Annotated in this window: 21 protein-coding genes and 1 riboswitch; of the genes, 2 read left to right on the top strand and 19 right to left on the bottom strand. The window is 34.8% G+C overall.

The genetic code is table 11. The features are described from left to right. Positions 1-11: 11 nt before the first annotated feature. From thrA to BUA46_RS10640, 3 genes are all read right to left on the bottom strand, one after another. A complete protein-coding gene (gene thrA, locus BUA46_RS10650; RefSeq protein ID WP_019387739.1) occupies positions 12-3,410 on the bottom strand; it encodes a bifunctional aspartate kinase/homoserine dehydrogenase I in 3,399 nt (1,132 codons plus the stop codon). A 127-nt stretch (positions 3,411-3,537) separates the two neighbouring features. Beyond that, the gene (locus BUA46_RS10645) at positions 3,538-4,812 is read right to left on the bottom strand and encodes an O-acetylhomoserine aminocarboxypropyltransferase/cysteine synthase family protein (RefSeq protein WP_019387738.1); all 1,275 of its coding nucleotides are present in this window, start codon (positions 4,810-4,812) and stop codon (positions 3,538-3,540) included. A gap of 119 nt (positions 4,813-4,931) precedes the next feature. Continuing rightward, positions 4,932-5,052: riboswitch (SAM riboswitch) on the bottom strand. A 259-nt stretch (positions 5,053-5,311) separates the two neighbouring features. Continuing rightward, a complete protein-coding gene (locus BUA46_RS10640; protein ID WP_035106356.1) occupies positions 5,312-6,856 on the bottom strand; it encodes a hypothetical protein in 1,545 nt (514 codons plus the stop codon). Positions 6,857-7,004: 148 nt separating this feature from the next. On the opposite strand from BUA46_RS10640, the gene BUA46_RS10635 reads away from it, so the two are divergent. Both BUA46_RS10635 and leuB read left to right on the top strand, forming a co-directional pair. Further along, the gene (locus BUA46_RS10635) at positions 7,005-8,180 is read left to right on the top strand and encodes a 2-isopropylmalate synthase (RefSeq protein ID WP_019387736.1); all 1,176 of its coding nucleotides are present in this window, start codon (positions 7,005-7,007) and stop codon (positions 8,178-8,180) included. A gap of 46 nt (positions 8,181-8,226) precedes the next feature. Beyond that, positions 8,227-9,345, top strand: coding sequence for a 3-isopropylmalate dehydrogenase (leuB, locus tag BUA46_RS10630; protein ID WP_019387735.1), 1,119 nt, complete (start codon positions 8,227-8,229; stop codon positions 9,343-9,345). Between the two features lie 123 nt (positions 9,346-9,468). On the opposite strand, the gene BUA46_RS10625 is transcribed toward leuB, so the two are convergent. The 16 genes from BUA46_RS10625 to BUA46_RS10550 all read right to left on the bottom strand — a co-directional run bounded on the left by BUA46_RS10625 (position 9,469) and on the right by BUA46_RS10550 (position 25,707). Continuing rightward, on the bottom strand, positions 9,469-9,786 hold the full coding sequence (locus BUA46_RS10625; RefSeq protein ID WP_019387734.1) for a DUF3784 domain-containing protein: 318 nt from the start codon (positions 9,784-9,786) through the stop codon (positions 9,469-9,471). 11 nt (positions 9,787-9,797) lie between these two features. Continuing rightward, a complete protein-coding gene (gene argH / locus BUA46_RS10620; RefSeq protein WP_019387733.1) occupies positions 9,798-11,072 on the bottom strand; it encodes an argininosuccinate lyase in 1,275 nt (424 codons plus the stop codon). Between the two features lie 51 nt (positions 11,073-11,123). Further along, complete coding sequence (locus BUA46_RS10615; RefSeq protein ID WP_019387732.1) at positions 11,124-12,191, bottom strand: M20 family metallo-hydrolase; 1,068 nt, start codon at positions 12,189-12,191, stop codon at positions 11,124-11,126. After that, the gene (argB, locus tag BUA46_RS10610; RefSeq protein WP_019387731.1) at positions 12,192-12,968 is read right to left on the bottom strand and encodes an acetylglutamate kinase; all 777 of its coding nucleotides are present in this window, start codon (positions 12,966-12,968) and stop codon (positions 12,192-12,194) included. A gap of 108 nt (positions 12,969-13,076) precedes the next feature. Next, entirely contained in the window at positions 13,077-14,015 is a 939-nt protein-coding gene (locus BUA46_RS10605; protein WP_019387730.1) for an N-acetylornithine carbamoyltransferase, read from the bottom strand. Positions 14,016-14,018: 3 nt separating this feature from the next. Then, complete coding sequence (gene proB, locus BUA46_RS10600; RefSeq protein ID WP_019387729.1) at positions 14,019-14,783, bottom strand: glutamate 5-kinase; 765 nt, start codon at positions 14,781-14,783, stop codon at positions 14,019-14,021. Position 14,784: 1 nt separating this feature from the next. Beyond that, complete coding sequence (locus BUA46_RS10595; RefSeq protein WP_019387728.1) at positions 14,785-15,981, bottom strand: glutamate-5-semialdehyde dehydrogenase; 1,197 nt, start codon at positions 15,979-15,981, stop codon at positions 14,785-14,787. An 18-nt stretch (positions 15,982-15,999) separates the two neighbouring features. Further along, the gene (locus BUA46_RS10590; protein ID WP_019387727.1) at positions 16,000-17,139 is read right to left on the bottom strand and encodes an aspartate aminotransferase family protein; all 1,140 of its coding nucleotides are present in this window, start codon (positions 17,137-17,139) and stop codon (positions 16,000-16,002) included. Between the two features lies 1 nt (position 17,140). Beyond that, on the bottom strand, positions 17,141-17,935 hold the full coding sequence (proC, locus tag BUA46_RS10585; protein WP_019387726.1) for a pyrroline-5-carboxylate reductase: 795 nt from the start codon (positions 17,933-17,935) through the stop codon (positions 17,141-17,143). A gap of 272 nt (positions 17,936-18,207) precedes the next feature. Beyond that, the gene (argC, locus tag BUA46_RS10580) at positions 18,208-19,185 is read right to left on the bottom strand and encodes an N-acetyl-gamma-glutamyl-phosphate reductase (protein WP_019387725.1); all 978 of its coding nucleotides are present in this window, start codon (positions 19,183-19,185) and stop codon (positions 18,208-18,210) included. After that, positions 19,182-20,363 carry an argininosuccinate synthase gene (locus BUA46_RS10575; protein WP_019387724.1) on the bottom strand — a complete coding sequence of 394 codons (1,182 nt, stop codon included), beginning with the start codon at positions 20,361-20,363 and terminating at the stop codon, positions 19,182-19,184. The genes argC and BUA46_RS10575 overlap by 4 nt, the downstream gene beginning before the upstream one ends. A 39-nt stretch (positions 20,364-20,402) precedes the next feature. Continuing rightward, positions 20,403-21,014, bottom strand: a complete 612-nt coding sequence (locus BUA46_RS10570) for a GNAT family N-acetyltransferase (protein WP_019387723.1) — start codon at positions 21,012-21,014, stop codon at positions 20,403-20,405. A 490-nt stretch (positions 21,015-21,504) separates the two neighbouring features. Continuing rightward, positions 21,505-22,251, bottom strand: a complete 747-nt coding sequence (locus tag BUA46_RS10565) for a DUF1080 domain-containing protein (protein WP_019387722.1) — start codon at positions 22,249-22,251, stop codon at positions 21,505-21,507. Positions 22,252-22,268: 17 nt separating this feature from the next. Then, positions 22,269-23,321 carry a sugar phosphate isomerase/epimerase family protein gene (locus BUA46_RS10560; RefSeq protein WP_019387721.1) on the bottom strand — a complete coding sequence of 351 codons (1,053 nt, stop codon included), beginning with the start codon at positions 23,319-23,321 and terminating at the stop codon, positions 22,269-22,271. Further along, positions 23,321-24,466 (bottom strand): Gfo/Idh/MocA family protein, encoded by a 1,146-nt coding sequence (locus BUA46_RS10555; protein ID WP_019387720.1) that lies wholly within the window; start codon positions 24,464-24,466, stop codon positions 23,321-23,323. Before BUA46_RS10555 ends, BUA46_RS10560 begins: the two co-directional genes overlap by 1 nt. 11 nt (positions 24,467-24,477) lie before the next feature. Next, on the bottom strand, positions 24,478-25,707 hold the full coding sequence (locus BUA46_RS10550) for a nucleoside permease (protein ID WP_019387719.1): 1,230 nt from the start codon (positions 25,705-25,707) through the stop codon (positions 24,478-24,480). Positions 25,708-25,714: the final 7 nt, after the last annotated feature.

Below are 25,714 nucleotides of genomic sequence, written 5' to 3'. Positions count from 1 at the left end.
TCAACCTAACTTTAATTTATATGCTTAGACAACCTTAGGATATCTCCAAAAACGCCTCGTGCAGTAACTTCTGCTCCTGCACCAGCACCTTGAATAACTATTGGTTGCTCGCCATAACTTTCGGTAAATATTTCAAAAATCGCGTCACTTCCTTTTACGTGCCCTAAGGTACTATCTTCTGGGATAGAAACTAATTTCACCTCCAAATTTCCTTTATCTTGAGACAAATCTCCTGATAAATCGCCAACATATCGCAACACATGACCTGGCTCTTGACTGTCTTTTATTTGTTGATACTGCTCATCTAACACATGCAATTGAGATAAAAATTCTTCAACTGAAATATCGCGATAAGCTTCTGGTATTAAATTCAAGACCTCAACATTTTCAAATTCGTTTTGCAAATCTAACTCTCTTGCCAAAATTAATAGCTTTCTTGCCACGTCATTTCCTGAAAAATCTTCACGAGGATCTGGCTCAGTAAATCCTTTATCTACGGTTTCTTGAATAATGGCACTAAACGGTTTGTCTTCAACTGAAAAATTATTGAATAAATAACTCAATGTTCCTGAAAAGACCCCACGAATTCTTGTGATATTTTCACCAGATTCATGTAATAATTTTATAGTATCAATTAACGGCAAACCTGCACCAACAGTAGTTTCGTATAAGTATTGCTTATTATTTACTGCCAATTGCTCTCGTAATTCTGTATAAAAATCATGAGAAATGGTATTGGCAATTTTATTTGACGATACTAAATCAAAACCTGCCTCAATTAAAGGAATATAATTTTGATAAAACGTTGAACTCGCGGTGTTATCAACCGCAATTAAATTTTCTAAATGATGATTTTTAGCATAAGTTATAATATCGCTAATTGAACTTTCATAAGAACTTGATGCAATAGCATTTTTCCAATCAGATGCTACTCCATTTTTATCTAACAATAATTTCTTCGAATTTGCAATGGCAAACACATTTAAATTGATGCCTTTGCGTTTTTCAATATCATTTTTCGATTTTAAAATCTGATTGATTAATGCGCCACCAACACCACCATGACCAAAAATGGCAATGTTTATTTTCTTTGAAATACCGAAAATTTCACCATGAATCACATTGACCGCTTTGTGTAATTGCGATTTTTTAACCACCAAACTCACATTCTTTCCTGTAACCGTATTATTGAATAAAAGTGGGGTAATTTGGTTTTTAATCAATGCATTAAATGGCTTATGAAACGAACTTAATTCAATACCAATTATTGAGATTACAGCAACATCATCAACCACATCAATTTTGTTCACATCTTGCGAGTAGAAATCGCTTTCAAACTCGCGCTCTAAAGCAATTACGGCTTGAGTAGCTTGGTCTGCATCAATTATTAAACCAATACCTCTTTCCGATGATCCCTGAGACACGATACTAACACTAATACCGTATTTACTTAAGGCACCAAAAATTCTGGCATCCACTCCAATTTTTCCTAATAATCCGCGGCCTTCAAAATTCAATAAAGCCACGTTGTCTAAAATAGACAAAGAAGTTACCTCTTTATTACTCGGTCTAGCAGTGATTAAAGTCCCTTCATCATCAGGATTAAAGGTATTTAAAATACGTAAGTTAATGTTCTTTTCAACTAAAGGAATTATGGTTTTGGCATGCAATACCGAAGTACCAAAATTTGCCAATTCGTTCGCTTCACTAAACGATAATTCTCTTATTTGTTTCGCATCTGCAACCAACCCAGGGTCGGCAGTATAAATTCCACTTACATGTGTGTAATTTTGAAGCTCTTCTGCATCTAAAAAATTAGCAAGTAAAGCCGCTGTATAATTGCTGCCATTACGACCTAAAGTCGTAGTTTCGTTCTTTAAATTGGAAGCTATAAAACCAGTAACCACATTAACCACATTCTTGTTTTGACTAAAATAAGCTAGCGTATTTTCTTTAGATAATTTTGATAAAGGTTGTGCATTACCAAAGGCTTCGTCGGTTTTTATTAAATCTCTAGCATCGGTTGCTTGAGCCTCAATACCTTGATCTTTTAACAAAGCAGTTATTAATTTTACCGAAAGCAATTCGCCTTGGGCCAAAATATTGTCTTTGGTTTTTTTACTGTAATCTCGCAATAAACTTACTCCTTCAAAAAGCTTATCTAAAACCATAAATTCTTTTGAAAAATCAATGGTTTTCAAAGGTTCTATTTGGTAATTTTTAAAAGCCTCTAAATCTTCTTTATAAGCTTCACCTTTTAGTGCTTTATTTAAGATAGCATCTAGTTCGTCGGTAGCGTTGCCTCTTGCAGAAACAACAATACTATTACGCTCTCCAGACTCCACTTTATTTTTAATAATTGAAAGTACCGTATCTAAGCCTTTTCCGTTGGCTAAAGATTTTCCTCCAAACTTTAATACCTTCATAGGTTTTCTTTTAGAATGTGGCACAAAAATGCCTTCTATTATTTTTTCCAACTGGCTGTATTCCATTAAAAAGGCATCATGCCCATGTACCGAATGAATTTCATTATAAGTAACATTAGGATGCGTTAAAGCCAATTGTTTATGGGTTTCACGATTCTCTTCGGCGGTAAAAAACAAGTCAGAATCGACGCCAATAATATGAATTTTGGCTTCAATATTTTCAAGCACATTAAAATTACTCGACCTGCCTTTAGTCACATCAATCGTTTTTAACAACTGATTCATTAATTTATAAGCCGAAAGCTGAAAACGTTCCTGCAGTTTTTTTCCATGGTGCAACAGCCAACTCTCTACATTAAAGATTTCTAAATCGTCGTTTTTTGAACGCTGAAAACGCTCTTTAAAAGACTCTGGCGTGCGATAACATAACATGGCATGCATTCTAGCATCATGCACGGGGTGTTTAGAATTTAACAAGAATTGTTCTTGTATCTGGCAATTGGCAATTAACCAATCTGTCGATTTCCAATCGGTTGCTACAACCACCAAATGCTCCGTGAAATTAGGTTGCAATACGGCCATTTCCCAAGCAATACCACCACCCAGAGAACCTCCAATAGTTGCGAAAACAGTACCCGTTTTTAATTCTTTTAATCCTGTTAAAAACAATTTCGCAACATCTCTAGCCACAAAATCTTTGTAATTATCAATCACAAAACCATCAAAACCATTCCCTGGAATATTAAAGGCCAACACCGTATACAATTTGGTATCAATAACCTTATCGTCGCCTATTAAATCTTTCCACCAACCATCATCGCCAGCAACATTACTATTACCAGTAAGTGCATGGTTAACCAAAACTATAGGCGCCGTTCCAAGCGGTTTACCAAAAACCTGGAAACTCAATTTTATTTCAGGAACAACCGCACCACTTTCAGTTGTGTAGTTAGGTACAATAATATGTTTTAATGGGTGTTTCAAATTTTATTTATTTGGGCGTTACCCTGTCGGGTCGGGCTATTCGCTATATCTTTTTTTCATGCTTCAAAAAAGGATGCCGCTACTATCCCTAACGCGGGCAAAACTGCCAATGTCATTTTCTAACTCGTTAAATCGTTTTAAAAGCTTCGGTTAAATCTGCTTTTAAATCCTCTAAATCTTCAATACCCACAGACAATCGAATTAAATCTCCAGAAACTCCTGCCGAAGCTTGTTCCGCTTCATCTAACTGCTGGTGCGTTGTACTTGCTGGATGAATAATAAGCGATTTTGTATCTCCAATATTTGCTAATAAGGAGAATAGTTTCGTGTTATCCGCTATCTTTTTAGCCGCTTCAAAGCCACCTTTATGTCCAAAGGTAACAATTCCACTTTGTCCTTTTGGTAAATATTTATCTGCAAGTTTTTTGTATTTACTGCTTTCTAAACCAGGATAGTTTACCCAAGCCACTTCGTCTTGTGCTTCTAACCATTTTGCAAGTGCTAAAGCATTCTCGCTATGTTGCTTGATTCTAACAGGTAAGGTTTCTAAACCTTGAATAATGTTGAAAGCATTTGTTGGACTTAAAGCCCCTCCAAAATCTCTTAAGCCTTCAAGAATTAATTTAAACGTGTAGGATGCAGCACCTAAAGCTTCGTGATATTTTAATCCGTGGTATCCTGCTGAAGGCTCTGTAAACTCGGGGAATTTACCATTTGCCCAATCAAAAGTACCAGCATCAATAATAGCGCCTCCAAGAGAATTTCCTTGACCGCCAATATATTTCGTTAACGAATGGATTACAATATTAGCACCATGCTTTATCGGATTCAATAAAGCTGGTGTTGCTACCGTATTATCAACAATAAATGGTACGCCAGCAGCTTTTGAATTTTTAGAAATTGCTTCAAGATCTAAAACATCCAACTTCGGGTTTCCTAAAGACTCTACAAAAAAGGCTCTCGTATTATCTTGTACTGCCGCTGCAAAATTATCTGGGTTTGATGCATCTACGAAGGTTGTTGTAATACCCAATCTAGGTAAGGTTACACTTAATAAATTATAAGTACCGCCGTATAAACTACTCGATGCCACAATATGGTCTCCAGCTTTTAACAAGGTTAATAAACCCGTTGAGATTGCTGCTGTTCCAGAAGCAAAAACCACGGCTCCTATGCCGCCTTCTACTGCAGCTAAACGCTCTTGTAGAATTTGGTTTGTAGGGTTGTTTAATCGTGTGTAAATAAAACCTAATTCTTGTAATGAAAACAGGTTTGCTGCATGATCCGAATTGTTAAAAACATACGAAGTTGTTTGGTAAATAGGTACCGCTCTAGTGCCTCCGGTTGCCTTAACATCGTGTCCTGCGTGTAGTGCGTTTGTCGCTAATTTGTGATCGCTCATTTTTCTAAATTTTTTTGAGTTAATAAATTAATTCAAAAGCCAAAATGCATCAATTTTGATGTACTTATATAGAAAAATGTTATTAAGAGTTTTGGAAAATTACTGAAAGTAATTTTCTTGGGTTATCTATCTAAAGCACTTAATATTAAATACTTAAGTAGAATTTAGCACCTTCCCCGAAAACTCGGGAGGTTGCTAAGGCTTCAAAGGGTCTATTCCCTCCACCTTTCTTGATAACATTTCAATAAGTGTTTGAACTTTGTGAATGCAAATATTCGGTTAGAAAAAGTTAATATCCAAATTTTTTCTTGAAAATTTTATTTTAAGTTTCACTTTAAGTTGCTAGACACACCAAAAATAAAGTTTAAAATAGGTGATGGCTGGCAAGTGCGTAAAGGATTGTAGAGGCTAGCTTTTGGCGAGGCGCCTATCGAGCCAAAACTATTAACGGAAAGCCCGACCCCATAGGGTTACCTGCCGGCAGTCAGGCGCCCAAATTTTAAGAGTTAGTTTTTTTAAATTTGTCGCGAATAACATCTCCAATTGGACGGTTTTCTATCTTGGATTCTAGCCACGAAATGATGTCTAGATACAGGAACGCACGACTTTGATAGGGGTCGTTCTCGAATTCTTTTAGTTTTTTGTGCAACTTGATGAATTCATTTTTAACCTCGTGCGGGTAAATGTCGCCCAAACCACGTAAAAATTTGATGAATTCTTTTTGCACCTCGTACAAATCTTCCATTTTAATTAAAAACTTGTAGGTGCTTTTTATTAAAACATCGAGGTTGTAATCGAGTCCAGCTTCATAATGCGCAACCAAATTTAAAATTCTAGAAAAACACAACAAATCTTCGCGCATCTGTAGTGATTTATTACTAATTATTTTTTCAAGGAAGAAAATACATTTTTTGGTGTCGCCAGCGCCAAAATACATGCTGGCAATTTTGTAATAAAACACCATAATGTGATGCTCGTCTATTCGGTTTTTGTAGCTTTCTAATCGTTCTAAAACCTCATCAACCAGCTGTAAACCCTCGTTAAAACTGCCTTCTATAAAATGTAAATTAAATTTGTTATTGTAGATATAAAGGAAGGCTAATCCATCAATATTATCGTCTATAGGAAACCATTTTTCTTGGGTGATATTCTCGAGATTTGATAAGGTTTTTTTAAATTTATTATATCGTCTTAGATAGAAAAGTGATTCTAATAAATAATGATTACCGCGAAGAAAAAACACAGGATTTAAGGCAATCATCTCTTTATTTTCATAGAATAAATCCACCCATTTTGAGGCGTATTTATAACATGCTAAAAAATCTACAGTTAAAAAACTGTACCACAAATACGATTTGTAAAGCCATAGTTTTTCTCTAAAACCTAGTTTATTGATGTCGTATTTTGGAAGCCTATCGTGAAAATATTTGGTAATTATTTTATGCTCTTCGTCATTTTTTATATAACCTGTTTTTAAAAACAAACCGTATAACTGTAACGATAGGTTTGAGAGTTTACTCGCCATTACATTTTGTAAACTAAGCTCTTTGGCTTGTATAGAAAGCTCGTCTGCTCTGTTACTTAAACTTCGTGTAATATATTGTGATTCTATAATTTTTTCGAGCTCAACAATCTCGTAAGCTACATTTTTTTCTTCGTGATTTATTGCTAACGTTTTAGCTTTATCTAAAATTTTAAGACTTTGCTTGTACAATCCCTTATGATACAAAATGGTCGCAAAATCTAATTGTTCGCGAATTTGAATTCTAATATCCTGATGCGACGGATTTAATCGTAAACTAATTAATATTTGCTTGTATAAATGTGCTTTTAAATTTGAAAGTTGTTGCTTTTTTACGATGCCTTTTTTTAAAATAGTCGCCTCATCATAAACCGAAAGTTTATCAAGTATATTAAAAAGCATTAAGAATTTAGAGTCTTCATTTACACCCAATCTTCCTACATAGAGCTTAAATTGTCTTTTTTCTGATTTAGACAACGATTTTATTAATACAAATAAATTATCTTTTTGCTCTTTTGTCATAGTCATAAAAACAATATTATTAAGCTGATTTTCAGCTATTTAAATCAGTATATATAAGGTTAAACATCGTAAAATTTATATATGAAGTTCTGTATTTAGAAAACCAAAATATACATTCGTATAACAATACGAAAATATATTTTAATAAATGTCTGATAATAAGGTCCAAATTTTTGATACAACACTACGTGATGGAGAACAAGTCCCGGGTTGTAAACTAAACACTGAACAGAAATTAGTTATTGCTGAACAGCTTGATTTTTTGGGTGTTGATATTATTGAAGCTGGTTTTCCGGTATCAAGTCCTGGAGATTTTAAATCGGTTGAAGCCATTTCAAAAATCGTAAAAAATGCTACTGTTTGTGGATTAACACGTTCGGTTGAAAACGACATAAAAGTAGCTGGAGAAGCATTAAAACATGCTAAAAAAGCAAGAATTCATACCGGAATAGGAACCTCAGATTCTCATATAAAATTCAAATTTAACTCTAATCCAGATGCTATTATTGAGCGTGCTGTACATGCCGTGAAATATGCCAAAAGCTTTGTTGAGGACGTTGAGTTTTATGCTGAAGATGCTGGTAGGACAGACAACGCTTACTTAGCTCGAGTCTGTGAAGCTGTAATTAAAGCAGGAGCTACCGTTTTAAACATTCCGGATACCACAGGATATTGCTTACCAAGTGAGTATGGAGCAAAAATTAAATACTTAAAAGAAAACGTAAAAGGTATAGATAAGGCTATTTTATCTTGCCATTGCCATAACGATTTGGGGTTAGCAACTGCCAACTCTATTGAAGGTGTTATTAACGGAGCACGCCAAATAGAATGTACTATTAATGGTATTGGGGAGCGTGCTGGAAACACAGCCTTAGAAGAGGTTGTAATGATTTTAAAACAACACCCTTACCTAAACCTAGATACCAATATTAAAACGGAAATGCTATACGGCATAAGCCAATTGGTGTCAGACAGTATGGGTATTTACACACAACCAAATAAAGCTATTGTTGGAGCTAATGCATTTGCACACAGTTCTGGAATTCACCAAGATGGTGTTATTAAAAATCGTGAAACTTACGAAATTATAGACCCTAAAGATGTAGGTGTTACAGAATCTGCTATTGTATTAACCGCACGTAGTGGAAGAGCAGCATTAGCATATAGAGCAAAAAATATTGGATACGAGTTAACTAAACTTCAGTTGGACGAAATCTATACAAATTTCTTAGATTTTGCCGATAAGAAAAAAGAAGTTGATGATAACGACATTCATAAAATTATAGAAAACAGTAAAGTATATAAAGAGATTACCTCAGCATAAATAAAATAGATTCCCACTTTAATGGGAAAGACAAATAGTTGACTAAATGAAATTAAATATTGCCCTTTTACCAGGCGATGGTATAGGACCAGAAGTTACAGCACAAGCCGTAAAGGTATTGAAGGCTATAGCTATGGAATTTAATCATGTATTTACATTTCAAAAAGCATTGGTCGGGGCTTCGGCTATTGACAAAACAGGAAACCCTTTACCAGAAGAAACCATAAGCATCTGTAAAAACGCAGATGCTGTTTTATTTGGCGCTATTGGAGACACCAAGTACGACAACGATCCAGATGCAAAAATAAGACCAGAACAAGGTTTATTAGGAATTCGTAAAGAACTTGGATTATACACCAACATCAGACCAATTATTGCGTACGAAGATTTATTAAGCAAATCCTCATTAAAAGTAAAGCAAATTAAGGATACCAATATTCTTATTTATCGCGAGTTAACCGGAGGTATTTATTTTGGGGAGCGCTACCTTAGTGAAGATGGAAATATAGCATCAGATGTTTGTAAATATGAGCGTTTTGAGATTGAGCGTATAACACATCTAGCTTTTAAAGCAGCCCAATCTAGAAGAAACAAATTAACCTTAGTTGACAAAGCCAATGTTTTAGAAAGTTCAAGACTTTGGCGTCGTATAGTAAAAGAAATAGCGCCTCAATATCCGAATGTAAAGGTAAATTACACCTATATTGATAATGCCGCCATGGAACTTATTATCAAACCAAGGCAATTTGATGTTATACTCACTGAGAACATGTTTGGCGATATATTATCGGAAGAAGCAAGTGTTATTGTTGGATCTATTGGTTTATTAGCATCCGCATCTATTGGCGACAAGCATGCTATGTTCGAGCCCATTCATGGGGCATACACAAAGGCAGCGAATAAAGGTATTGCTAACCCAATTGCATCTATTTTATCGGCAGCTATGTTGTTAGATCATTTCGGATTAGATGAAGAGGCATCTTTAGTAAGAGAAGGTGTAGACAAATCGCTAAAACTGCACATTACCACACCAGATTTAAATAACAAATATGATAATATAACCACAACAAAAGTGGGTGATTTTATAGAAGATTTTATACAAAATCCGGACGAAACTAATCTAAACTTTACAAATATTCATTTAGGACAATCCACAATTATTTAATTATTTTGAGTTAGTCACCAAACAATTAAACTAAACATTTTTTTCAGGAAAGTCCTTAAAAAGCGCATTTACATAATGCGCTTTTTTAATGCCCTATATTGTGTTAAATTTAAATCTTGTGAATCAGGAATTATCTTTGTTCCTCTTGAATCTTTTAGAGTTCGAAACAATCAATAAATACGGAATTCCAATTAGCATTGCCATCCAAAGAGCATAATTATTAATATTTGGGAGTTCAGCCCATTTTGCAACAAAGTACCCAGCAATAATAAGAAGTGCCATTCCAAACATAACATTACGAAATACAGTTGCAATACCTTCAATATCGTATTTTTCTTTATCTTCTTTTTTCATGGTATTATACCCCGCAATAAGAAAATACATTTTTCCGTATTTTATTAAAATCCCGAGCACAATAAAAAGAACAGCAACTGCTATCATATCTAAAAATTTTACTTTGGAAACTTCGCTTTAATTTTATCTAAACTCAAATTATGGATGCTTCCAACGTGTGTGTGCTTTTTAGAAGTATCTGGTACGTAGGTTCCATCTTGCACTTGTCCGCCAATTTTTTGGTAAGCTTCTCTAAAACTTTGACCTTCAACAACCAAAGTATTGATATTGTCAACAGTAAATAAATACTTGTACTTATCATCATTGATATCAATATCCTTAACAATAATTTGCTGAATGGAAAAATTAAAAATATCAAGAATATCTTTTAATTCCTCAAAAGCGGCAATCATGTTTTCTTTTAGCAACTGAAAATCTCTGTGGTAACCACTTGGTAAATTATTGGTTATTAAAATCATTTCGGTTTGTAACGCCTGTATTTTATTGCATTTTCCACGAATTAACTCAAAAACATCTGGGTTCTTTTTATGTGGCATGATGCTGCTTCCAGTAGTTAACTCATCTGGAAAAGATACAAACCCAAAATTCTGACTCATATACAAACACACATCCATTGCAAAACGTGATAAAGTGTTGCATAAACCACCTAAGGCAGCGGCAATAGTACGCTCGTTTTTACCACGTCCCATTTGCGCAGCAACCACATTGTATTTTAAAGTCGCAAAACCCATTTCTTTGGTGGTTAATTCTCTATCAATTGGAAATGAACTACCGTAACCCGCGGCAGAACCCAATGGATTTTGGTCTACTGTTTTTATAGCTGCGTTTAGCATGTAAACATCGTCTATCATTAACTCTGCATAAGCCGAAAACCACAACCCAAACGATGAGGGCATTGCTACCTGCAAGTGTGTATAACCCGGTAAAACTTTGTCTTTGTACTTATCTGCTAAATCTAACAACGTGTTAAACAGTACTTGTGTTTTATCTTTAATTAAACTTAAATTGTCTTTATAGTATAGATGGCAAGCCACTAAAACTTGATCATTTCTTGAACGAGCGGTATGGATTTTTTTACCAACTTCACCAAGGCTTTTAGTAAGTTCAAATTCTATTTTAGAGTGCACATCTTCAAATTGCTCATCAATAATAAAAGTTCCGTTATCAATTTGGGTTTCTAAAGCTTTTAGTCCACCTAATAAATCAACCAATTCTTCAACTGAAATAATACCTATTTTTTGAAGCATTTTAGCATGTGCACGAGAAGCGATAACATCATATTTCGCAATGTGAATGTCAATTTCACGATCGTTTCCAACAGTAAATTGTTCTATTTTTTTATCGATACTTATGCCTTTATCCCAGAGTTTCATTTTAAAAATGTTTATTTGTTTATGCGTTGATTCGATTATGTGTTGATTTGTTTAAACTACTACCCGTTTCAACAATTCAATATATATTTTTATGCCTTCTTCTATTTCACTTACATATATAAATTCATCTGCCGAATGCGAGCGAGTGCTATCCCCAGGTCCTAATTTTAAACTCGGGCAAGACAATACCGCTTGATCTGATAATGTTGGCGATCCGTAGGTTGATCTTCCCATAGCTATGCCTGCTTTCACCAACTCATGATTTTCAGGTATCGATGATGAATTTAAACGTAAACTGCGCGGTGTAATTTTTGTTACGGGCGCTTTGTCTTGTAATATTTTTGCAATTTCTGAATTGCTATAAGCGTCATTCACACGTACATCAATAACCAAATCAACATGACCAGGCACCACATTATGTTGTGAACCTGCATTAATTTGTGTGACTGTTAGCTTAACATCACCCAAAGCTTTTGAGCCTTTTTCAAACTTAAAATCTTTAAACCATTGTAAGGCTTCTATACTGTTATAAATCGCATTATTTTCGTTTGGATGTGCTGCATGACTTGGAGTACCTTGAATAACTGCATCAAAAACTACTAAGCCTTTTTCGGCAACTGCTAAATTCATTAAAGTTGGTTCGCCTACAATAGCCACATCTACTTTTGGAATTATGGGAAGCATACTGTTTAGTCCATTAGGTCCACTGCTTTCTTCTTCCGCGGAAGCGACTATAACTAAATTGTATTTTAGATTGTCTTGATTATAAAAATGGGTGAATGTTGCAATTAACGACACCAAACATCCTCCTGCATCATTACTCCCTAATCCGTATAATTTACCATCTTTAACAAAAGCCTCAAAAGGATTATTGGTATATGCCGAATTAGGTTTAACAGTATCATGATGGGAATTTAACAACAGCGTTGGCTTACCTTCTTGAAAATGCTTATTAACAGCCCAAACATTATTTTTGGTGCGTTTATAATCGATTTTATAACGCTTAAACCAGTCTTCAATATGTGCCGCTGTTATATCTTCTTCAGATGAGAACGATTGGGTTTCTATTAAGATTTTTAATAGTTGAATGGCATCATTTGTCAATTGCTCTAATCCCATTTACAAGGTTATTTTAGTGAAATTATCATTTTCTCGTGTTAACATAGACGTATTACCCATGTTAATATTATGAACACCATGCTTTAATGCGTCGAAACAATTTTCCAGTTTCGGAAGCATACCATCTGCAATAATACCTTTTTCTAATAAATCTTTATAAATTTTAGAATCGATGTGTTTGATAACCGAATTTTTATCGTTGATGTTTTCTAAAACGCCATTCAGCTCAAAACAATAATAAATTGAGGTTTCGTACAAATGACTCATCCCGACCGCTACTTGTGATGTGATGGTATCGGCATTTGTGTTTAACAACTGTCCGTTTCCGTCGTGCGTAATCGCACAAAATACCGGCGTAAAATCAGCTTGAATTAATTTATCGATAGACTTGTAGGCCACTTCTTTGACATCTCCCACAAATCCAAAATCTACCTCTTTTACAGGGCGCTTATCAGATTTAATACTGTTAATGTCGGCACCCGTTAACCCAATGGCATTGGTATTTAACGCTTGCAATTTAGCAACTACATTTTTGTTCACCAAACCTCCATAAACCATAGTAATTACCTCTAAAGTATCTGCATCTGTAATACGACGACCATTAATCATTTTAGACTCAATACCTAGTTTTGACGCCATGTGTGTGGCGCGTTTGCCACCACCATGCACTAAAATTTTTTTTCCTTTTAAATTGGAAAACAATTTTAGAAAGGCATGTAAAGCCTCATCATCTTCAATGATATTTCCTCCTATTTTTACTATGGATAGTTTTTCCATTTTTTATTTTTAAGTCTCCTGTGCTGCGCAGTCGAGAGGTTATTAAGGTTCTGACTCCGATCGACCAGACAATAAGTTGAGATTCTGAAACAAGATCAGAATAACAAACTATGAGTCTTCCAATATCTTTTTAAGCACTAATTGTGCAGCATAGGTCCTGTTGTTGGCTTGTTCTATAACCAATGAATTATCGCTATCTAAAACGGCATCTTCAACCACAACATTTCTTCGTACTGGTAAACAGTGCATAAATTTAGCATCGCCAATTTTAGCTTTAGTAATCATCCAATTCGGATCTGAATTCACAACTTTACCGTAATTTTCATAAGAGCTCCAGTTTTTAGCATATACAAAATCGGCATCTTTAAATGCTTCTTCTTGATTATGATAAATTGGTGTGCTTCCTGTAATTTCAGGATTTAAGTCGTAACCTTCAGGATTTGCAATAACAAATTCTACATCCATCTTTTGCATCGCTTGTACAAAACTATTACCAACCGCGTGCGGTAGCGCTTTAATATGAGGTGCCCAAGATAAAACCACTTTGGGCTTTTTCACTTTTGCATATTCCGAAATGGTTAAAGCATCGGTTAACCCTTGTAGAGGATGACCCGTGGCGCTCTCCATGTTTACAATTGGTACAGAAGCATATTTTTTAAAAGCGCTCATAACCTGTTCGCTTTCATCTTTTACTTTATCGGTTAAGGTTGGAAATGCTCTTACAGCTATAATATCGCAGTATTGTGAAACTACTGCTGCTGCTTCCTTAATATGTTCTGCAGTATTGCCATTCATTACAGTTCCATCATTAAACTCTAAACCCCAAGCATCGCCAGAAACATTCATCACTATTGGGTTCATACCTAAGTTTAAAGCCGCTTTTTGAGTACTTAATCGGGTACGTAAACTCGAATTAAAAAACAGTAACCCAAGGGTTTTATTTTTACCTAATGTGATATGCTTTAACGGCTCTTTTTTTAATGCTTTAGCATCTTCAATCCAAGAATTAATATGATCTATATCGTGTATGGATGTGTAATGTTTCATTTCTTATTTTATTTTGGTAAACGGCACTTTATTTTCCATAGCATTCACTATAAAATCATCCTCCAAACCGTTTACAATCCATGTTTCTATATTTGCTGCTTTTGATACCGATGCCGCTTCTATTTTGGAAGCCATACCACCACTGCCGTGTGTTGATTTAGAACTAACCACTTGCGCTCTTAATTCATTAAAATCAACAACTTCACCAATGGTTTCGGGCGTTTTACTGTTTATGGAAGCTTTGGTATAAATGCCATTTGTATTGGTGGCAATTATAAACAAATCTACATCCAATAACGATGCTGTTAATGCGGCTAATTTATCGTTATCCCCAAATTTAATCTCATCAGTAGCTACCGTATCATTTTCATTTATAATAGGAATGTAATTATTGTTTACTAATACATTTATGGTGTTTACTATATTGGTTTTACTTTCCTGTTTTTCAAAATCAGAATAAGACAATAAACACTGCGAACTTAATAATCCGTATTCTCTAAAAATTTCTTGGTAAATACGAATTAAATGCGGCTGCCCAATTGATGCTAACGCTTGTTTTACAAAAACCCCATTGCCTTTACTTTCCAATTTCACAAATTGTTTTGCAACTGCAATTGCACCCGAACTTACTATAATAAACTCGCAAGTATCTTTGAGTTTTGCGATTTGACTTGCAACATCTTCAATTTTACCTCTCGAAATATTGTCGGTTTCTTTGGTTAACGTGTTAGACCCTATTTTTAATAAAATGCGTTTCTTTTTCTGCATGCTATCTTATTTGCCCATTACCGTGAATATACCACTTGTTAGTTACTAAATGCTGCAATCCTATAGGTCCGCGTTGGTGTAACTTATCTGTACTAATAGCCAACTCACCTCCTAAACCTAATTGCCCGCCATCTGTAAATCGAGTGGACGCATTATGATAAACTGCTGCGGTATCAACATTTTCCATGAAGGATTTGGCCTCATCGTTATTTTTCGAAATTATAGACGAAGAATGCCCACCTGAATAGGTGTTTATTTTAGCAATAGCATCGGTTGTCGATTCTATTTCACCAATAACAATTTTATAATCTAAAAACTCTTCGTACCAAATGGCATCAGATTTAAAAGCATCAACGTCATCAAATTGACTTATGGCAGCATCACCTAAAATTTCAACGTTATAGGTTTTTAACTTTGAAATCAAATTCTTTACAAATGTATCTTTATTAGGTAAATTCTCATCAATTAAAACTTTATCAACAGCGTTGCAAGCTGATATTTTTGCTGTTTTTCCATTGATTATGACTTTCATTGCGATATCTAAATCGGCTTCAGCATGCACATAGACAAAGTTGTTTCCTCGTCCGCTTATAATCACCGGACAAGTAGCATGTGTTTTTACAAATTCAATGAGTCGCTCACCACCTCGAGGCACAATTAAATCGACCTTTTGAGTTGGTTTTTCTAAAAATGATTGGGTTTCGGTTCTATTGAATTGTAAATATTCAACCCATTGGTTTGAAGCCTTGAATTCTTGCAACGCTTCGTGCCATAACTCGACAATTTTCAGGTTGGATCGTAATGATTCCTTTCCACCTTTAAGCAGTATTTTATTACCCGATTTAAAAGCAATTCCTGCCGCCTCAACTGTAACGTCTGGTCTAGATTCATAAATAATTAAAACCGTACCAAACGATGCTGTTTTATTATACACTTGCATGCCATTTTCATGTTTAAAACTAAACCTTTCAACACCAACAGGGTCGTCCTGAGACGCTAAATGTTTAACGGCATTAATCATTTCATCAACCTTGGCATTATCAACTTTTAATCGATCGTACATAGAAACATCGTCGCCATTGTAAGCATCCAAATCTTTTTTATTAGTGGCAATTAAAACTTCGCGTTCGCGCTCCAATAAAACTGCCATTTTAAGTAGGACTGCATTTCTAGTTTCTATAGATAATAATGTATTCATTTCTAATTTTTATTCCGTCTATGCTTCAACCTCAGCAAGCGTTTCAATTAATGCTTCAAAAAACATATTGATGTGCTCTTTTCTTATCGTTAACGGAGGTAATATTCTTAACAACTTTTTATTTGATGCACCGCCCGTAAAAATGTGATGCTCATAAATTAGTTTTTTTCTAAGGTCGCCTACTTCAAAATCAAATTCTAAACCTAGCATTAAACCGCGCCCTTTTATATTTTTTATCTGCGGAATGGTTTTAGCAAGCTTGATAAAATATTCGGACATCTCATTCACGTTGTCCATCAATTTTTGCTCTTCTATAACATTTAAAACTGAAAGACCCGCAGCACAAGCCAAATGGTTTCCACCAAAAGTAGTTCCTAGCATGCCAAATTTAGCTTCAATATCTGGGTGAATCAGAATCCCTCCAATAGGAAATCCATTACCCATACCCTTGGCAATCGAAATAATATCTGGCGTAACATTATAATGCTGAAACGCGAAAAATTTACCCGAACGTCCGTACCCAGATTGCACCTCATCTGCTATAAACATTGTATCATTGGCTTTACACAGCGCATATACTTGCTCAAAGAAATCTGAAGTTCCTTGATCTAGCCCTCCAACACCTTGAATAAACTCCACTATAACAGCACAAACATCACCCTTTTCAAGTTCTGCTTTTACACCAGAAATATCGTTAAGCTCCAGAATAGTTACTTGCTGTTGTGCGTTTATAGGCGCAATAATACTTGGGTTATCGGTTGCTGCCACAGCTGCCGATGTACGCCCATGAAACCCATTTCTAAAGGCCACTATACGTGATTTTCCAGTTTTAAAAGATGCCAATTTCAAAGCATTCTCGTTAGCTTCTGCTCCAGAATTACACAAAAACAATTCGTAATCTTTACAACCCGAAAGTTTTTCAATTTTATCTGCCAATTCTTTTTGTAACGGGTTCTGAATGGCGTTAGAGTAAAACCCTAGTTTAGTTACTTGATCGGTAACAGCTTTAACATATTTAGGATGCGCATGCCCAATAGAAATTACAGCATGACCACCATAAAGATCTAAAAACTCTACTCCCTTTTCATCATAAACATAAACACCATTCCCCGAAACAGGTGTTACATCGTACAAAGGATATACATTAAATAGTGGCATTTTATGTGGTTTTAATTTGGTTAATTTTTTCGAATGATGCGGTTATACCTTTAATTAAAGACGAGCTTAAACCCTGGTGTTCCATTTCGTTTAATCCTTCAATAGTACAACCACTTGGTGTAGTAACTCTATCTATTTCTTCCTCTGGATGTTTTCCAGATTCTTTTAATAAAGTGGCGGCACCAAAGCAAGTTTGCATCGCCAATTCGTGTGCCTCATGGGCTTCAAAACCCAACTGAATTGCACCTTGGGTAGTCGCTCTAATCAAACGCATCCAGAAGGCAATTCCACTTGCACAAATAACTGTTGCTGCTTGCAATTGTTCCTCAGGAATCTCCATAGAGCGCCCCATACTATTAAAAATAGTTTTCGCCAATTCTACTTTTTCTTTGCCTTTGTTATTTGATGAAATACAAGTCATTGATTGCCCAACCGAAGCCGCAGTATTTGGCATGGCGCGAATAATAAATTTATCCTGCCCAACAATAGCCTCAATTCTTGAAATCGAAAAACCAGTAATCACCGAAATCAGCACCTGGCTTTTCTGTAAAACTGATTTATAATCCGTTAAAATAGCTTCTAAATGGCGGGGTTGAACAGCAAAAATAATAACCTCAGCGTTTTTAATTGCCAACGCATTATCACTGGTTAAAAACACCTTTTGGTTATCCTCAAACCCTTTAATAGAGCTTAAATCCCGCTTAGTTAAGTACAACGAAGTTAAAGTGCTAGACGATACTAACCCCTTCGCAATAGATTGTCCTAAACTCCCTGCTCCAATAATTGCTACTTTCATTTTATTCTTATTTTGTTCCCTATCAAAAAAGGAATTCATTTAACTTTTTATGGCGTTACCACAAGGGTCGCGCTTTACGTTGCAAGTCCTCGTTCGTGCCCTACTGTGGGTTTTTATTCGTGAGTTTTTATTTTAAATTATCTACTCATGAAATAAATATTTCACTACAATCGCTAACGCAGCTAAGCCTTACCAAATACCTCTACTCAAACTTTCTACTTTAACTCCCAGACATATTTTCTTTTCTCCCCTTCTGTACGTTAGGTGGGAATCTAAAAATACGTCGCCTTCAATCCCAACCCAGTTGTTTCTTCAAAGTCGAACATTAAATTCATGTTCTGTACTGCTTGTCCAGATGCTCCTTTTAATAAATTATCAATCGTACTTGTAATTAATAATTTACCGTTATGTTTATGCAAATGTACCAAACACTTGTTGGTATTTACCACTTGTTTCATATGTAAAAATTCGTCAGACACAAACGTGAATTTCGCATCTTGATAATACAATTTATAAATGTTTTCTGCATCTTCAACTGTACCTTCAAAATCGGTATAAATGGTTGCAAAAATACCTCTAGAAAAATTACCTCTATTTGGCATAAAAATAATTTCAGACTTAAAATTATTTTGCAATTGCTTAACCGATTGGTTTATCTCGCCTAAATGCTGATGTGTAAACGGTTTATAATATGAAAAGTTATTATCTCTCCATGTATAATGCGTTGTTGCAGATAATGAAGTACCGGCACCTGTTGCACCAGTAACCGCGTTTACATGCACATCTTGTTGTAGTAAACCTTGATCTGCTAAAGGTAATAACCCCAACTGAATGGCAGTTGCAAAACATCCAGGGTTCGCAATATATTTGGCCTTTACAATGGCATCTTTGTTCAATTCTGGCAACCCATAAACAAATGTTTTGCCTTCAAATGTTTTATCGGCTTCAAGCCTAAAATCGTTACCTAAATCGATAATCTTAGTTTGATTTGAAAATGTATTTGCAGATAAAAATTTAACCGAATTTCCATGACCTAAGCATAAAAACAATACGTCCACATCTGGATTAATTGTATCTGTAAATTCTAAATCTAAACTCCCTATTAAATCTTGGTGCACTTTACTAATTTTGTTTCCGGCGTTACTCGTGCTATAAACAAAATTAATTTCGGTTTCAGGGTGATTAATCAGTAATCTAATTAATTCTCCTGCGGTATAACCTGCACCACCTATAATTCCTACTTGTATCATTTTATAGAATTTACTTGCTGATATATTTTATTTTGGTTTCCTAATATTTTAATAAAACCTTTCGCATCGTCAGCAGTCCACGCTTTATTTTCTTCACCATAACTTCCAAACTTCGCACTCATTAAATCGTGTTTAGAGGAAATACCATCTAATGAAAAATGATAAGGTTTCAAAGTTACAAAAACATCGCCTGTTACTTTATCTTGACTGCTTTGTAAAAAAGCTTCAATATCTCTCATCACCGGATCTAAATACTGACCTTCGTGTAAATGCATCCCATAAAAACTTGCTAAATACTCTTTATGTTGTAGTTGCCACTTGGTAAGCGTATGCTTTTCTAATAAATGATGTGCTTTAATTGTAATTAATGCTGCTGCCGCTTCAAAACCTACACGCCCTTTTATACCAACAATGGTATCTCCAACATGAATATCTCTTCCTATGGCGTAAACTGAAGCTAAGTTGTTTAAAACTTCAATATTAATTTCGGGTGCATTTTCAATACCATTAACAGCTACAAGTTCACCTTTTTTAAATGTTAGTTTTTCTTTTTCATCTTCAGCATGTTTTAATTGCGATGGATAAGCTTCGTTAGGCAATGGTTTTTCTGAGGTTAATGTTTCAGAACCTCCAACACTTGTACCCCACAAACCTTTATTTACAGAATATTTGGCTTTTTCCCAAGACATATCAATACCGTTAGATTTTAAATAATCTATCTCTTCTTGTCTTGTTAATTTTTGGTCTCTAATTGGTGTTATTATCTTAATATTCGGTGCTAAGGTTTGAAAAATCATATCAAAACGCACTTGGTCGTTTCCTGCACCAGTACTACCATGAGCAATATATTCAGCGTCAATGCTTTTCGCATATTCTACAATTTCAATGGCTTGAATAATTCGTTCCGCACTTACTGATAAAGGATACGTGTTGTTTTTTAACACATTCCCAAAAACCAAATACTTCACTACTTTTTGATAAAAAGTGGCAACTGCATCAATATTTTTATAAGTTGAAACTCCCATTTTATAGGCGTTAGTCTCAATATGATTTATTTCTTCTTGTGTAAAACCTCCTGTATTTACACTAACCGCATGAACATCATACTCTTTTGATAAACTTACAGCGCAATACGACGTATCTAATCCGCCACTATATGCTATTACTAATTTTTTCATTTTAATTATTTTGTTATTTCCTAAATCTGGAAATATTAATTATTTATCTTTTTTAAGAAGCAAAGCTTGTTTTATTTGTTTCAACCTTTTAAAAACACTTTCCTTAATAGGTTTTATATCTTCTTTTTTGGCATTAGGATCGAACAACATCCCTGTGCACAAACACATTTTTCTATTGGTTCGTGTTAAAACATCGTAATTTTTACAGGTTTGGCAACCATCCCAAAACGTTGGATCGTCTGTAAGTTCAGAGAAAACCACAGGCTTATACCCCAAGTCGCTATTCATTTTCATAACAGCAGACCCTGTTGTGATACTAAACACTTTGGCATCTGGAAATTTCTTTCTGGAGTGTTCAAAAACTTTATGCTTAATTTTTTTAGCTAAGCCTATACTTCTGTAATCAGGATGAACTATTAACCCAGAGTTAGCAACAAACTTACCATGACCCCATCTTTCTATATAGCAGAAGCCAGCAAACTTATCGCCATCTAGAGCAATAACCGCATTTCCGTTTTCCATTTTGGTAGCAATGTACTCAGGAGTTCTTCTAGCAATTCCCGTTCCTCTAACAGCTGCTGATTCAGCAATGGTTTCGCAGATAAGCTCTGCGTATTTTATATGTGATTTATCGGCTATTACAACCTTCATTTCCTTACTTGTATTAATATCAATTATTTTATTTTTCTTAAAAGCTGAACTGGACTCACCTAATTCAATAAAATTAAAACATACCCTTACGGGCGACGAGGAAAATTACGGCGCATAATAGAACTTGGGTTAATTAAAAAATTAACTGAATTTTGAAATACTATGAGAATAAATTTGGACACTTTTGAAAAATTAAAATTACGTTTGGTTTTACTAAAATTAGAGCATTAGAAGCTGCGGCGATTGCGTGCGGGCAAACGAGAAATAGAACAACGTATTTTATTATTTAAATTTTTCACATGGTAAAACTAAAATTTTATTTGATACAACTAATCAATTAAGGTTGATTTTTTCGAAAAATTATTAATTTTTAATAAAATTTTACCATTTGTTATGAATAATGCGCTATTTAAGATGTGTAATTATTATAAAAAAAATGGAATCGCTGATTAAACGACTCCATTTCAGATTTCTATTGATAAAAGAGTTCTTATAGATTTCTAATTTTTATGTTTTTAAACCATACCTTATCTGAATGATCCTGCAGGCCGATATGCCCTGTTTTATGTTTTCCAAAACCTTCCCAATCTTTAAATTTTGAATTTGCTACGAGCGCATCCCAAGCTTCACCATGTACAGGAAAACTGACAATTTTGGTTCCATTTAAAGTTACAGACCCCTCATTTGTTTTATGATTCACACTTAAAACACAATGATTCCATTCACCCGCTGGTTTACAAACGTCTTGCTCTGGCTGAACCATATCATAAAGCGCACCTGCTTGATGGAATTTAGGATTCGCTTTAGCATCAGGATGACGCTCATTATCTAAAACTTGTATTTCTGGCCCAGTTTGGTAGGCTTCGTTGTATTTTGGATCTTCAAAAACACTCCAAAAGATTCCACTATTACCAGCTTCAGATATTTTCCACTCCAATGATAATTCAAAATTGGTAAACGTATCTTTAGTAATAATATTTTTTCCGCCTTCTTCACCAGGAGTGAACATCATTACTCCATCTTCAATGGTCCATTCTGGGTGCATTTCATCTTTTAAATATCCGCGCCATTTATCAAAATTTGTTCCATCAAAAAGATAAACCCAATCTGAATCATTTTCAACCTCAACTTCAGTGTTTACCTCTATATCCTCCTCAGCTTGTGCAGATTCTTTTGTTTTGTCTTTGCAGGCTGTAAAAGCTATAGCAACCACAGTAAATAAAATTAATTTCTTCATTTTAAATAGTAATTAGTTTATAATCCTAGTATTTTTTTAAGTTGATTTTCATCTGTATTTCCGCCCGCAAAATCGTCAAAACGCTTAGTTGTTGCTTCAATAATATGAGTGCTTATAAAATCAACACCTTCTTTAGCGCCTTGCTCAGGGCTTTTAATAACACATTCCCATTCTAAAACTGCCCAAACATCACAACCATATTCTGTTAGTTTTGAGAACACAGTTTTAAAATCTACTTGTCCGTCTCCTGGAGAACGATATCTACCTGCCCTATCTTTCCAATCATTATACCCGCCAAAAGTTCCTTTTTTACCTGAAGAATTAAATTCTGAATCTTTGACGTGAAACGCTTTTATAAACTCATGATAATGATCAATATATTTTATATAATCAAGTTGCTGAAGCACAAAATGCGAAGGGTCATACAGAATATTTACTGCTTTATGATTTCCTGTGGCTTCTAAAAAACGTTCGAAAGTATCACCATCGTGAATATCCTCAACAGGGTGAACTTCATAACAAACTGCCACACCGTTATCTTCAAAGGTGTTTAAAATAGGTTTCCACCTATCTGCTAGTTCTTTGAATCCTAGCTCGATTAAACCTTGAGGTTGTTGTGGCCATGGATGAACGTACGGCCAAAGTAACGACCCAGAAAAAGTAGCATGTGCTTTTAATCCTAAACGTTTACTTGTTTTACCAGCTTTATGCATTTGGTCTATTGCCCAAGCAGTGCGTTCTTTAAATTTTCCTTTTAAATGATCTGGAGCAAAGGCATCAAACATAATATCATGGGCCGGATGAACTGCTACTAACTGTCCTTGAATATGGGTGGAAAGCTCTGTAATTTCTAATCCGTAACTATTAATTTTTCCTTTGAATTCGTCGCAATAGGTTTGACTATTTGCCGCAATATCTAAATCGATAATCGATTTATCTAGAGTTGGAACTTGAATACCTTTATAACCTAAATCTGAAGCCCATTTGCACAATCCGTCCAAAGAATTAAACGGTGCTTTATCATCCATGAATTGTGCTAAAAAAATAGCTGGTCCTTTAATTGTTTTCATTAATCTACATTTTCAATGTCCACCCAAACATTTCCTTTTTGGTGAGATTCCACTGCTTTTTCAATAAAATTCATTCCTCTTACTCCATCAATAATTGTTGGGAATTCTCCATGATTGTAAGGTTCTTTGTTAATAGCTTTTGCAACGCCTTTATAAATATTTCCCATAGAATCAAAGATTCCTTCTGGATGTCCAGGCGGTAATTTTGTTCCATCTAAAGACAATTCAGAATTATAAGAATGTCCTGGTTTTAAAACACGTAGCGGTTTTCCATCTTCCATTAAATACAAGTAATTAGGGTTTTCTTGTTCCCATTTTAAACCTGCTTTATCACCATACACTTTTACTATAAAACTGTTTTCTTCACCAGTTGCAATTTGACTAGAGCAAATTACCCCTTTAACATTTTTACTACAGCGGAGTAAAACGGTTCCGTCAATATCCATTTTATTATCTGAATACAAATAGTTTAAATCGGCCAAAACCGATTCTATTTTAACACCTGAAACAAACTCCAACATATCAAAAGCATGAGTTCCGATATCACCAATACAACAACTAATTCCAGATTTTTCTGGGTTTAACCTCCATGTTGAAGAACGTTTTTCTTTATCGTGAATAATTGGATTTATCCAACCTTGATAATATTGCGCATCTACCTTTTGAATGGTTCCTAACTCACCGTTTAAAATCATTTCACGCATTTGACGCACCATAGGATAACCGGTATAGGTGTATGTAACTGCAAAAACAGTTTGCGCCTTTTTTAAGGTTTGATTCAGGATTTTTGCTTCTTCGTAAGTGGTTGTCATTGGCTTTTCGCAAATCACATGAAACCCATTTTCCAATAGCTTGTTTGCCATAGGAAAGTGTAGAAAATTAGGTGTTAGTATAGACACCACCTGTATTCTCTCAGATTCTGGGAGTTTTAATTCTTCTTCAATTAAAGTGTCAAAATCTTTATAAATCCGATTTGTCGGTAACCCTATTTGTTTTGCAAAACCAATATTATCTTCCCAATTAGGATTAAACACACCGCCAACAATTTGATATTTATCGTACATTGATGAAGCTACGCGGTGTAAAATACCAATTAAAGAATCGCCTCCGCCCCCTAAAATTCCTAATCTTATTTTATTACTCATTAGTTTATTTTTTACTCTTTATATTCTACTTTTTCATTTTTAAAAAAGAATGCGAATAGAACAAAAACGCCTAACGCAAATAATGCTGGAAACCTCCAAATATCTACCCAACTATGATCGCCATTTGCCAATGCATTTTGGTCTACAATTTGTCCTGCAACCCAAAATCCTACTAACATCCCAACACCATAAGTAGCTAATGTAATTAATCCTTGTGCTGCACTTTTAACTTTCTCACCAGCTTTTGAATCGGTGTAAATTTGACCTGAAACAAAAAAGAAATCATAGCAAATTCCGTGTAATGCTATTCCAACTACCAACATGAAAAACAAGTCACCACTATTACCATAAGCAAATAATACATAACGAATTGCCCACGCTAGCATTCCGAAAAGAATGGTTTTTTTAAAGCCATATTTTTTAAAGAAGAATGGCAATAATAGCATAAATGCAACTTCAGACATTTGCCCTAATGAAGCCCATGCTGTAGAATTTTCAACTTTATACTCTGTTAAAAACGGACTAATATTTTGATAATAAAAGGCTAATGGAATGCAAATAAGAACCGATGACAAGAAGAATACTAAAAAGTTTCTGTCTTTTAATAAATTCAATGCATCTAGTCCCAAAATATCCCTAACTGTTACTTTTTCATCTTTAGAAACACTTGGTGGTGTTTTTGGTAAGAAGAAACTAAACACCCCTAAGATAACTGAAGCTATAGCTACCATTATAAAAGTATTTGACAACATGCCTTGTCCAATATTTTCGATAGAATCCCACTTAAAAACAAAACTTATTACTAATCCCGCTAGAATCCAACCAATGGTTCCCCATACTCTAACAATCGGAAATTGTTTCGCTGGGTCGTTCATTTGATTAAATGATACTGAATTTACCAAAGCTAATGTTGGCATATAAGCTATCATGTAACCCAAGACATAAGGATAAAATGTCGCAACTTCAGTTGATTGTGCCATTTGATACATTAAAAATGCACCGACAATATGCAACACTCCAAGAATTTTTTCAGCATTAAAAAACCTATCGGCAATTAATCCTATAATAAAAGGTGCTATAATTGCTCCCCAAGATTGTGTTGAATATGCCATTCCAGTTTCAGCACCTGTTGCGCTTAGATTGTTTCCCATAAAAGATCCGAGGGTTACAAACCATCCTCCCCAAATAAAAAATTCAAGGAACATCATAAAAGACAATTGAAATTGTGTGGATTTTTTCATTTATAAT

It is taken from the genome of Algibacter luteus, assembly GCF_900141715.1.
Classification (GTDB): domain Bacteria; phylum Bacteroidota; class Bacteroidia; order Flavobacteriales; family Flavobacteriaceae; genus Arenitalea; species Arenitalea lutea.
The sequence above is the reverse complement of the archived record's forward strand: the minus strand, read 5'-3'. Positions and strand labels throughout refer to the sequence as shown.